Here is a 12402-nt window from a genome sequence, read left to right on the forward strand (position 1 = left end):
GCAGAACGATAAACGAACGCTTAGTCGGTATTGAGTGCCAACTATTATCTAGATTATGAGCCTGTTGACCTGAGTTGAATGAATGATTCTCTAAATCGGGTTTTTTAGTTAAATCGAGGTGACTAGTTGAATCAGGGTTACTCATTAAATCAGAGCTATTGGCTAAATTGGGCTTCTGGCTGTCATGTTCCATCACAGTCTCCATTTGTGACGATTCGTCATAGTTGTGTCTTAAAAAGCCAGCCGAAGCTGACAAAAGACACAATTCTTAGTCATACACTCAAGAAAACCAAAACCACACTAGGCAAACTTAAGTTTATGACGAATCGTCACTAATGGTTATTAATAAACCCACACGAGTGGGCTTAATGGAAGATTATCGACCTACTGACTCTAGGTAAGCGACTTCTTCACTGAACAGTTCTTGTTCTACACGGCGCCAGGTTTTGCGGTAATCCCAATCGCTAGAAAGGGGCTGCCAATTTAGGCCGTCTAGTAGCATGTTCGCGTTGTGTAATACTGAATACGGGTCTTGTAACCGCTTAATACAATGACTGTTTGATGCGTTCTGTGACAAGGCATTTGAACCAAATGCGATTGACCAGTTAGCAAACACGATGGCATCCGAACCCACACCAGAAGAGAACTTAAGGTCACCGGCTTCTACTGCTCGGTTTACCATTGAATCGGCTTGTTCAATCACCAACTCTTCCAGTTCATTCATCTCGGTTACACGTGCACTAGACGCTTTCTCTAGTACCCACGGGCTTTTCGCCATGATCGCACAGGTTGATAGTACCGGTTCCATGCGAGCATAGATTCGGTAAGCAACGTGCAGTGCGACGATCTTTTCACGTGTGTTGCCTTCAAACTCTCCAGAACGAGCAAACATCAATGCCTCGGTCTTTAAAGAGTGAATACACAAGGCTAAAACCACGTCTTCTTTGCTGCAAAAGTGATTGTATATCGTACCTTTAGAATAAGAACTTGCTGCCGTTAGCCTATCCATCGTGAGGTTTCCGAACCCTTGTTCTCGAACCAGATCTTTTGCTAACAACATCAATTCTACTTCTCGGTCTGCTATAGACTGCTGCTTTTTAGACAACACGCCTTTGCAACCAAAGATACCTTGTTTATCGCCTTTACAACCAAAGCCAAACATAATTTCTCAGTCCGTATATGAGCTTAGCCGTTATCTAAGCTTCGCCAGTATTTAAAACGCTCCTATCCAATATATTAACACGAATAGTAAATTCATGTAGTTAACCATTTTGTGACGCTTCGTCATTTCTGACTTATCGTCATAATAGCGCAAATATTGATCATATCAAGGTGTTTCATAAAATTAAATTCACTTTATGAATAGATGAGAAAACCATCAATAATCACATCGCGTTACTCACCAGCCTGCCGTCATTAACTGGCATAGCATCAGTAACCAACATAAGATCAATAACCGATACAGCATCACTAACCAACGCGGCATCACTAACCAACGCAGAAAGAAGCGCCTTAGTTTGGCGAAACCAATACAAGCCCATTACGCTGTCTTCATCTAAATAGAGCATGATGGTTTAGGACAGTCAGCTATTCGAGCCGAATGGAGGGGTACGTAAACCACGAGAATGAGTGAGTTCAGGTTCACTTTTTGGTGCAGACCTCTCCTTATGGTTAATATTTGGCTTACTAATGCCGTTTTCTACTAAGTTGCTATAAATTAGGTAAGGGGTGACTTACAATAGTGACAACGACTTACCTTTTTTGAGAACACGATATTGAGCGCCAAATATTCTTATTTAGCTTGGCAAGTGAATACTTCTAGCCCAGCAGAAAAGCTTGTTTTATTGATGCTTGCAGACGGTGCTGACGAATTCGGCTACACCAATGTGTGCTTACAAACAGCAGGTCAACTTTGTGCTCTCTCTACGTTTGGTTTAGCCGACTGCCTTAAGTGTTTAGTCGACCAAGGTTTTCTCGATAAGGTAAAAGTAGATTATCGAGATCAAAAAGAGATTCACGTTTTCAAAATGCTCATTGAGCAAGAGCAAGCTACGGCGCACGTTGAGGTTCAACCGACCAACAGTATTCCTGTCTACTCTACGGCACCTGCACCTGCACCTGCACCTGCACCTGCACCTGCACCTGCACCCAAGTTTCAGCCTGCTCCGGCACCGATGCAACACATGCAGCATGCCCCTCGCCCACAAGGCCGAGGCTCAATGAACAGCAACACCGTATCTACTCATGATCTCAACGAAGAAGAGATACCATCATGGGCAGAACGTGCGTTTAAATTCTCCGGTTTGACCGGTGACCATAGTTTAGTATGGAAGAAATTTGTCCTCTGGTATAAAGCCAAAGCCAATGAATTAATGCCACTATCTCGGATTGAATCCAAGCTGCAGTACTGGCTAGTTAACGAGAAGCAAAATGAAAGACAACAACAGCAGAAGACCTCTCAATATTCAGGAAATGCAGGACAAGCTCAAGGAAATGGGTATAGACAAAAGCTTAGCCCATCTGAACGCTTCAGGCAGCAGCTCATTCAAAAAGGCAAAAAGCCAACCTTCTGAGCCCGCTTCACCTGTTGTTCCTGACTCTACAGGCTCAGTAGTACCTGAAGTTATTGAAGCACAGAGCACTGAAGTAGCGACACCCAATGCTGCTAGCACGGGTTCGTCTCAACAAGTGCCTGTTGTTGACCAAGATCCCGCAGAGTTGGAGCTGACCGATTGGTGTATCCATGTTTTCGGTTCTTTCTTGAGCGTGTACGAAACTCAGTGGGAATACCAATACGGTAGTGAGCCAAGCGGAAAGTTTCTTGAGTTTGCCCACTCTGTTGACTCAGACGGCCTTAACCGCGTGCTAATGCACTGTCATGAACGTATTCAACTTGGCAACAGTTGGCCGCCGCAAATGGGTGAGCTTTGGATTCTAAAGGATTCATTAACAGAAGAAGAGCTGCTTGATAGCCGCATTCGCGTGTTGTCACGCACAGCTGTTAACAACATTGAAAAGTGGCTTATCCAAAACAAGCTGTACGACTTGAAACGCACCGCTGAAAACAAGCTTGATGGCCTGTTTAAGAAGTACTATTTGGAAGCAAAACGTTTAGATGAGAAAGGCATGCTAGAAACTGAATTACCGCAGTTCCTCCTTGCTGCTAACTCCGTAAAGAACCTAAACGATTTAAAACGTGAAGAGTACGAAAGCCAACACGGCAAAGCGATTAACCCAAGAATTCAGAAAATTCTAAACAGTAAAAAGTAGCCTTCTACGGTCTACGGTCTACGGTCTACGGTCTACGGTCAGAAAATACCGTCAAGATTACCCGGTCAATAGATACAAAAATGCCAGCTATCAAGCTGGCATTTTTTATGAGTTTTATTAACCCATCAAACAATTATCCGACCGCTTTTTACGATCGTCTTACTGACTAATTACAGTAGGTGGATAGTTGCGTTTAGAGAGAAAACGCCTGAGTCGTCATCTTTCATGTTGAAGTTTTGGTAGCTAGCGCCTACAGATAGTGGGCCAAAGATGAAGTATTCTGCGCCTACACCGTACATGATATCAACTTCGTCTTGCTTGAAGCCGTTCGCTTTAAGCTCGTAAGAGTGAAGACCACCCTTCGCGTATACGTGAAGAGGACCAAAGTCGATGCTTGGTTTGATTGCTAGGTAAGTTGTGCTTGCGTCTAGTTTAGTCAGTGTTTGGTTGCCGTATTTAACACTGTCGAAAGAACCTAGATCCCAGTAACCCGCTTCAACACCAATAAATGGAAGGATGCCCGTACCCACGTGGATACCCATCGCTGTCTCTTCTTGATTACCTAATGAATTTTGACCGCCCATTGCGCCGCCGTACAACCAAGAATCAGCCATCGCTGTTGAAGATGCACCTAGCAGTGCTAGAGCCAATAACGTTTTTTTCATATTCGACCTTTTTCGTCCTGTTGGCAGGCCTTGCGTGGTAATGAATTGCCACCAAGTCGCCCTGTATGTAATAACTATTCAATTAGTAATGCAATAAGCAAGATTTATACCCAAACCTTGCCACTGCGTCTAGCTTTATTCGTTTAGCAAGCATCAATCGCGTTTTTAACACGCTTATCTGATACTGGGTAAGGTGTACCGAGTTGCTGTGCGAAGAAGCTTACACGAAGCTCTTCTATCATCCAACGCACCTCTTTTACATTTTCTGGAACCGCGATCCCTTTTGGAATTTTATTCAGTAGCTCTTTGTAATCATTCATTACAGAGTCCACTTTGATCATATGAAGGCGATCTTTATTCGGGTCAATCGGCAGTTTTTCCATTCGGCGCTCTATCGCTTTCATATAGCGTAGAATATCCGGCAAGCGTTTCCAGCCGCATTCTGTGGCAAACCCCTTAAAAATCAAACCTTCTATTTGAGCTTTAATGTCTGAAAGCGCAAATGCCATTGAAAGATCCACACGCCCTTTCAGCTTCTTGCTGATGGCGAATGCCGTGGTTAAGATGGTTTCAACCTGTTGAGCAATCTCAACAACTGTGTCATCCAACTCTGCACGTACGTGTTCTTTTAGAGCTTCAAACTGCTCTGGCTCCCAAACTATGCCGCCCTTCTGCTCAATCAGCTTATCAATACCACAAGCGATACAGTCATCGATAAGATCGAGCACCTGTCCGTATGGGTTGAAGTACAAACCGAGCTTAGATTTGTTCGGTAAATTCGAGTGCAAGTATTTGATCGGCGATGGCACGTTCAACAGAATTAAACGACGCTGACCCGATTTCATTGCGGTGATCTGCTCTTGTTCTGTTTCGAACAATTTGATCTCTACGCTGTCTTTGGTGTCCACCAGTGCTGGGAAGGCTTTAACATCATAGCCACCACGTTTCTGCTGGTAGACTTTTGGTAACTCACCAAAGCTCCACGTATGCAGGTTTTGCTGCTCGATGTCATCGTCTGCCACTTTAGAAAGTGTTTCTTGAACCTTGTCTTTCAGGCTCTCTTTCAACTCATGCAGGTCTTTCTGCTCTTTCAGTTTGCGCTTGCGATGATCCACAGCACGGAATGTTACCTTTAAGTGCTCTGGAATCTGGTCTAACTTCCAGTCATCACGTACCACTTCCACACCGGTCATACGGCGCAGCTCTTTCTCAAGGGAATCCAATAGTGGAGCTTCAAGCGGCGTAACACGAGCCAAGAACGCATCAGCGTAGTTTGGCGCAGGCACAAAGTTACGGCGTAGCGTTTTTGGTAACGACTTAATTAGGCTAATCACCAGTTCCTGACGTAGGCCTGGGATCTGCCAATCAAAACCGTTCTGGTCTATTTGGTTCAAGATAGGCAGCGGAATGTGTACCGTTACACCATCGTTGTCGTCGCCCGGCTCAAATTGGTAGCTCAGCTTCAGCTTGATACCATTTTGATGCCAGAAGTTCGGGTAATCCAAATCAGTAACGTGGCTAGCATCGCCTCGGAACAGCATCGACTTTTCAAAGTTAAGCAGTTCCGGTGTTTTCTGGCTGGTCTTCTTCCACCATGTATCGAAGTGACGGCCTGAAACCGCCTCTTCGCCAACACGTTGGTCATAAAAGTCGAACAGTTCATCATCGTCGATCAAGATGTCACGACGACGCGATTTATGTTCTAGCTCTTCTACTTCTTGCAGTAGCTTGCGGTTCTGTTTGAAGAAGGCATGTTTTGTTTCCCACTCTCCCTCTACCAATGCGCTGCGTACAAACAACTCACGGCTGACAGTAGCATCAATGGCACCGTAATTAACCAAACGTTTCGGAATGATTGGAATTCCGTAAAGCATCACTTTTTCGTGTGCCATTACTGCCGCTTGCTTCTTCGACCAATGTGGTTCGCTGTAGCTGCGCTTAATCAGGTGTTTCGCTAGTGGTTCAATCCATTCAGGCTGAATCTTCGCGATAACACGACCCCAAAGTTTTGAGGTTTCCACCAGCTCAGCAGACATGATCCACTTTGGTTGTTTCTTAAATAAGCCAGACGCAGGGAAGATATGGAAGCGTGCGTTACGAGCACCTTGATATTCATTCTTCTCTTGGTCTTTCATACCGATGTGCGAAAGTAAACCAGATAGCAGAGACATGTGAATGCCATCGTAGCTGCCCGGTTCTGTATTCAGCTTGGTGTCCAATTCACGCATTGCTTGGTGAATTTGGAAGTACACATCTTGCCATTCACGGATACGTAAATAGTTCAGGTAATCTTGCTTACACTGTTTGCGGAACTGGTTACTCGACAGCTCTTTTTGTTGCTGCTTAACGTAATCCCAAAGGTTCACAAACGTGATGAAATCCGACTCTTTATCGAAGAAGCGCTTGTGCTTATCGTCAGATGATTGTTGCTTGTCTGATGGACGCTCACGCGGGTCTTGAATCGACAATGCAGAGGCAATCACCATTACTTCGTGCAAACAGCGGTTGCTTGGCGCTTCAATCACCATACGCGCTAAACGTGGATCAATCGGCAGCTTAGCGAGCTTACGACCAATTGCCGTTAGCTTCTTCTTATCGTCGCCATGGTTCTTGTTTTTGTTCGCTGACGGTTCAACGGTCGCGATCGCACCCAACTCTTCAAGCAGCCTTACACCATCTTGAATATTGCGCTTATCGGGCGCTTCAACAAATGGGAATGCTTGAATGTCGCCTAGGCCTAACGCTGTCATCTGAAGGATAACCGATGCTAGGTTAGTACGAAGAATCTCAGGGTCAGTAAACTCTGGGCGTGATTCAAAATCTTCCTCAGAGTACAGGCGAATACAGATACCTTCAGCAACACGACCACAACGACCTTTACGCTGGTTAGCACTCGCTTGAGACACTGGCTCAATCGGTAGGCGCTGTACTTTAGTGCGGTAGCTGTAACGGCTGATACGCGCCGTACCCGGGTCGATGACATACTTAATACCCGGAACGGTTAACGAGGTTTCTGCCACGTTGGTCGCCAGAACGATGCGTCGACCAGTATGAGACTGGAAGATACGGTTCTGTTCACCCGCAGAAAGGCGTGCGTAAAGCGGAACAATTTCGGTATCACGCAAGTTACGTTTACTTAAAGAGTCCGCGGTATCACGAATCTCACGCTCACCGTTCATGAAGATCAAGATATCGCCTTGGCCTTCATCACACAGCTCATCAACGGCTTCAAAGATACCTTCGATTTGATCGCGGTCTGAATCACTGTCATCACCACCTAGTGGGCGGTAACGCGTATCTACTGGGTAAGTACGGCCTGACACTTCAATGATCGGCGCGTTGTTAAAGTGCTTCGAGAAACGCTCAGGATCGATAGTCGCCGACGTGATAATCACTTTCAAGTCAGGACGCTTTGGTAGAAGCTCTCTCAAGTAACCCATGATGAAGTCGATATTCAGGCTACGTTCGTGCGCTTCATCGATAATGATGGTGTCGTACTGGCTTAAGAAACGGTCGTGTTGAATTTCCGCCAGTAGAATACCGTCGGTCATCAATTTGATTTGGGTGTTTTCAGAAATTTGGTCGTTGAATCGAACCTTGTAACCAACGAATTCACCCAACTGCGTTTCCATCTCTTCCGCAATACGGTTTGCAACCGAACGCGCCGCAAGGCGACGAGGCTGAGTATGACCAATTAGGCCAAAACGACCTCGGCCAAGCTCAGAACAGATCTTGGGTAACTGAGTAGTTTTACCCGACCCCGTTTCACCCGCCACGATAACTACTTGGTTTTCAGCAATGGCTTTCGCAATATCATCGCGCTTTTGGCTTACTGGGAGAATCTCTGGGTATTCGATGGTTGGTTTCTGCGCAGCACGCTGAGTTGCCGTCATCATTGACTTGGCAATATCTAACGCAATCTCATCGAAGACAGCGTGCTTAGATTGTTCGTTCTTGATTTTACTCGCGCCAGTAATTCGCTTACTCAAACGGAAGCGATCACGCATCATACATTCGTGGAGCGCTTTACGAATAGATACTGGGCTATTCTGAGATGATTTTGTCTTTGTCGCTGACTGTTCAGCTTTCTTGGCATTTGCTTGTTCAGCATTTAATTGTTTAGCAGGTCGGTTCGATGCAGGCTTATTTGATTTCGCTTCGTTCTGTGGAGAACTTGGCTGTGCTGCATTCTTGTTGTTATCTGCTTTTTCCGGAGACGAAGTCAAAGCGTGTCCTATTCTTGTACTTATTAAACTCGCGCGATTATATCACAAGTCTCAAACAAAAAAGCCTGACAACAAAGGGAAAACCTTTTGCTATCAGGCTGATTAGTCACTCTCACGTTAGTAAAAGCGATGGAAGCGTGACGAACGCAAACCGAATGTTTCAAAAATCACAGTTAAAAACTAAACGCTAAAAACGCCTGTTATAAACTGCCTGCTAAAAAACGCGCTTAAAACTCGTACTGTAGATAAACCGTGTTGTAGTTACTGCCGCCTTTGATTCGACCAAACTGAGAGGCGTTTTCAAAAATAGCAGAGCGGTGATGCAACGAATAGCCGAACCATAAGTTGTTCAGGTCATTCTTACTCATTAAATCACCTACGTTTACGTCGAACGAAAAGTCGAGATAATTAAGCAAGTGGCTCCCGTTATAACCCTTCTCTTTCATCTCTTTCGCTTCGATGTAAGTCAGCGAATCGATGTAAGACATACCTTCTGCCACACCAACACGCCATTGAGTTGGCCAGTCGAAAGTGTAATACGCTTTAATTGCGACAATGTATTCGGTGCTGCTTGACTGAACATCTGAACTCCAGTGATGCGCGATACCTGGCGTTAAGTAGATGTCCAATGGGAAACCGAAGATCTCATCGGTTAACGGGTGGCCATAGAAGAATGAGGTCAACTGGTTGTTGTATTCGTCTTTCTCTCTGTTGAACTTCATGATGTCGCCAATATTCGATGGCGTCGCCCAGCCGTGTGCGACACGTAAATACGGCGCATTGCTCAGCTTAGGTTTTGGCGCTTTGGTTTTATCGTTGAAAAAGCCAAAACCAAGGTAAAGTTCGCCTTGATAACGGTCTTCGACAATCGACGAGTCATAGGCGTTATCATCCAGTCGAGTCACACTGGTTGAACCCAATAAATACAAGTTCGAAAACACATGGTAACGGGCTTCTACACCGACATTCAGGTCCACACCTGCGCCGATGGTTTCACTCGCTGCTGAGTAATACTCGCTGTTGAAATCCGCACTTTTATAACGCAGTGTCGCACGCGGAGTGAGCTCCCAGTCTCCGGTTTCATACTTGGCTTTCGCTCGTAAGTTACCGTGGAAGTTGTATTCACTGTCACTCATAAACTCCGTTTCGACAGACCAAGGCCCATCAAGTTGGTAAGTCAGTTGAGCACCAAAGTCAGCCGTATCACCTTCAATTTCATTCTGCTCAGAAGCAGGGATATCAATAAAGCGCATGCGAGAGATAGCATTAAGAGACCATTTCTCGTCATCGGGTTGATAAAGGTAAGCACCCATCTCAGTTCCATCAATGAACACATAGTCGTTCTTGAAAAATAGCATTGGAACAAAAGAGCTAACCGTTTGGTCGCCACCTGACGTGTCGTAAGGAATACTTGCCGTACGAAACATTGCAGCGATGCCCCACTCTTGCTCTTTCGCAGCCCACGCATTAGCACTTAGAAAAATGCTACTTAGGAAAACCGCGCCCGACGGAGTGAAAGTCGGTAAATATTTAAGCTTCATTCTTATGTAATTACTCTTTGTAATAAATTTTGTGTTACTGAATAGACATTTATTAGCGATAACGGCTAACTAAATTTAGGTTTGAGCGGCATTGGCCGTTACAATGTGGAATATTCTCGGTTAAATGAAAGCATTGTGAAAGTCTCCGAATTACAAAACATTATAGATCACTTACCCCAAGATTCCGATCCGGATATTGTTATTGGTGAAGCGTGGTTGCCTGAGCGTTTGGTGAATACCAACCTAGACGGCGACATGCTATTTCTTGAGTTCGATAATGCCCCTGAAGACAATCAAGGGGATGAAGAAGGCCGTGGTTTTGTTGAACACGAAATTGCTATGATTCGTGAAAAACTAGAGCAAGTGTTAGACGACACATCCGATACTAAGACCAAAGCCGATGCCCTATTGGCAATATTTCTAATGGGCCATGAACTTTCTAGCTCGGAAGTTATCGAACTCCTTGAAGCAGATGGTTCTGAAACACCTGAGTCTGAAATGATCGCGCCCGACATAACAGAGCCTGAAACGAACAAGCTCGAAACAAAACAACACCACGACGACTAGCCACCAACGATTTTAGGTACCGTATTGAAACCCTCTACGACATCATCTCTTCCCCTGTTACTCGCCGGACCCATTTTAAGAAAAACGACTGCAACTGAAGTCGTACTTTGGTTAGCCACCAGCTCGCCTCTGACAGGCAGAGCCGAACTGTATACCCGTAATTCTGACGTAGAGCCAGACCAACCGTTTTATACCTCATCGCTTGAAGATCATGATTCGATTCAAATCGGTACACATGCGTGGGTAACGCTCATCCGCTTACAAGGCGAGTTCCCGACGAATACACCTCTAGAGTATGACGTTCACACAGAGTCAGGCTCATTAAAAGAGCTTGCCCCTCACCTTGTTTACAACGGTAAATCTCGCGTTGAGTTTAAGATATCGACCTCGGCTGATTACATTCTTCATGGCTCTTGCCGTAATCCACATCATCCAAGCAAAGACAGCCTAGTCGCAGCAGATAACAAGATTGCCGATCAAACCGTCGCTGAAAGACCCGATATGCTGATGATGAGCGGCGATCAGATCTACGCTGACCATGTGGCAGGCCCAACACTTGATGCTATTCAGCAAGTGATTCAATTGCTTGGCCTAGTGGGAGAGAGCTTACCGACTGACTCGCAAGTTAACCGAATCAACAGCAGTGACGCCTTATTTGAGAGCGAATATCACTTATATCAACGTGATCAGTACTTGCCACACCACACCACTTCAGCATCCATGCTCGATAAGTTCTTCCCAAATCGTGGCGTACCGATTTTTAGCTCTACCGATTGTGAAAACCACTTGGTCACGCTGTCTGAGTTTATCGCGATGTACCTGTTAGTTTGGTCGCCGACACTGTGGCAGTGTGTCAATCGAGAGCGCTTAATTGAGAATAACTTCACTCAAGGTGGACGCCAATTAACACCGACTGAGCAGCAACAGTGGCGTGATGAAAGCGTCATCATGGATGATTTCATTGCTGGCTTACCGCAAGTACAACGTCTGTTCGCACATATCCCTACGTACATGATCTTTGATGATCACGATGTGACCGATGATTGGAACCTTACCGTGGGTTGGGAACATGCCGTAGACCAAAACCAGTTCGCAACTCAAGTCATTGGTAACGGCCTTGCGGCTTACTGGATGTGTCAGGGCTGGGGTAATAAACCGGAGAGCTTCGACGAGACATTCATCGAGCAAGCAAAACAGCTTTTTGTCGATCAACCGCGCGTTACTAAACAAACGCATAACGCTAAACAAACGCATGACGTTGAACAAACGGACAACCTTAAACAAACGAACAGTGAAACCGGCGATGCCGCGACTACTCACTCTGTTAGCGACATCGAGCCAAACAAGCATCGAGCCTTCATTGAGATGCTGAGTCGCTTTGAGGAGTGGCATTACACAATAGATACTTCACCCAAAGTCATTGTGTTGGATACCCGAACCCGTCGCTGGCGTTCGGAATCTCGTATGAATAAACCTTCAGGTTTGATGGACTGGGAGGCCTTGATTGAATTTCAACATCAATTGATGCATCAAGATAAAGTCGTGATCGTTTCAGCTGCACCGATGTTTGGCGTGAAGTTTATTGAAACATTGCAAAAGATGGCGACTACAATTGGTAAGCCATTGGTGATTGACGCTGAAAACTGGATGGCACATCCGGGCAGTGCCAATACGCTGATCAGTATCTTTACCCATACCAAAACACCGACCAATTTCGTGGTGCTTTCGGGCGATGTTCACTACTCCTTTGCTTACGATATCAAGCTTAGATACCGCCGAAATAGCCCGAACATTTATCAAATCACCTGTAGTGGCATTAAAAATCAATTCCCAGCGCCGCTGCTTAAATTCTGTGATGTGTGGGACCGCCTGTTATACAGTCCTCGCTCAGTTTTGAACTATTTCACCAAGCGAAAGCGCTTAAAGATCGAGAAGCGAAGCCCAGACAATCAAACCTTCTATCGCCTTTCAAACCGAAGTGCGATTGGTGAATTAAGGCTAGATGAGGATGGTAAACCACAGTCGATCACAACACTTAGTGGTGACGGTAAAACCACCCGCTTTCCTGAACCTTACTAGGGCGTGTTGACCTTTCGAGCTAATTTTTGCAGCGAGTTGCTGGGTATTTATACA

General features: G+C 45.4%; 10 protein-coding genes. 4 read left to right on the top strand and 6 right to left on the bottom strand.

Features of this window, described 5'->3' with window-relative positions:
- From AB4496_RS12450 to AB4496_RS12460, 3 genes are all read right to left on the bottom strand, one after another.
- Nucleotides 1-256 (bottom strand): hypothetical protein (locus tag AB4496_RS12450; RefSeq protein ID WP_372131061.1); only part of this gene is annotated, 256 nt, incomplete at its 3' end.
- A gap of 120 nt (nucleotides 257-376) precedes the next feature.
- A complete protein-coding gene (locus tag AB4496_RS12455) occupies nucleotides 377-1162 on the bottom strand; it encodes a TetR/AcrR family transcriptional regulator (RefSeq protein WP_009847004.1) in 786 nt (261 codons plus the stop codon).
- 223 nt (nucleotides 1163-1385) lie between these two features.
- A complete protein-coding gene (locus tag AB4496_RS12460; protein WP_133151992.1) occupies nucleotides 1386-1568 on the bottom strand; it encodes a hypothetical protein in 183 nt (60 codons plus the stop codon).
- Between the two features lie 207 nt (nucleotides 1569-1775).
- Here AB4496_RS12460 and AB4496_RS12465 point away from each other — a divergent pair, with 207 nt between their 5' ends.
- Together AB4496_RS12465 and AB4496_RS12470 are read left to right on the top strand one after the other, a co-directional pair.
- Nucleotides 1776-2573, top strand: coding sequence for a hypothetical protein (locus tag AB4496_RS12465; RefSeq protein WP_102258579.1), 798 nt, complete (start codon nucleotides 1776-1778; stop codon nucleotides 2571-2573).
- Complete coding sequence (locus tag AB4496_RS12470) at nucleotides 2494-3270, top strand: hypothetical protein (protein ID WP_009847007.1); 777 nt, start codon at nucleotides 2494-2496, stop codon at nucleotides 3268-3270. Before AB4496_RS12465 ends, AB4496_RS12470 begins: the two co-directional genes overlap by 80 nt.
- 170 nt (nucleotides 3271-3440) lie before the next feature.
- Here the strand turns inward: AB4496_RS12470 and AB4496_RS12475 are convergent, their stop codons facing one another.
- The 3 genes from AB4496_RS12475 to AB4496_RS12485 all read right to left on the bottom strand — a co-directional run bounded on the left by AB4496_RS12475 (nucleotide 3441) and on the right by AB4496_RS12485 (nucleotide 9702).
- A complete protein-coding gene (locus tag AB4496_RS12475; RefSeq protein ID WP_009847008.1) occupies nucleotides 3441-3935 on the bottom strand; it encodes an outer membrane beta-barrel protein in 495 nt (164 codons plus the stop codon).
- Between the two features lie 143 nt (nucleotides 3936-4078).
- The gene (gene hrpA, locus AB4496_RS12480) at nucleotides 4079-8161 is read right to left on the bottom strand and encodes an ATP-dependent RNA helicase HrpA (protein ID WP_102258580.1); all 4083 of its coding nucleotides are present in this window, start codon (nucleotides 8159-8161) and stop codon (nucleotides 4079-4081) included.
- Between the two features lie 227 nt (nucleotides 8162-8388).
- On the bottom strand, nucleotides 8389-9702 hold the full coding sequence (locus AB4496_RS12485; protein ID WP_102258581.1) for a MipA/OmpV family protein: 1314 nt from the start codon (nucleotides 9700-9702) through the stop codon (nucleotides 8389-8391).
- A gap of 81 nt (nucleotides 9703-9783) precedes the next feature.
- Here AB4496_RS12485 and AB4496_RS12490 point away from each other — a divergent pair, with 81 nt between their 5' ends.
- Nucleotides 9784-10269: a hypothetical protein gene (locus AB4496_RS12490; protein ID WP_102258582.1), complete on the top strand. Its 486-nt coding sequence runs from the start codon at nucleotides 9784-9786 to the stop codon at nucleotides 10267-10269.
- A 24-nt stretch (nucleotides 10270-10293) separates the two neighbouring features.
- Complete coding sequence (locus tag AB4496_RS12495; RefSeq protein ID WP_102258583.1) at nucleotides 10294-12348, top strand: hypothetical protein; 2055 nt, start codon at nucleotides 10294-10296, stop codon at nucleotides 12346-12348.
- Nucleotides 12349-12402: the final 54 nt, after the last annotated feature.

The organism is Vibrio sp. 10N.222.46.A1 (assembly GCF_041473595.1).
Classification (GTDB): Bacteria; Pseudomonadota; Gammaproteobacteria; order Enterobacterales; family Vibrionaceae; genus Vibrio; species Vibrio tasmaniensis_A.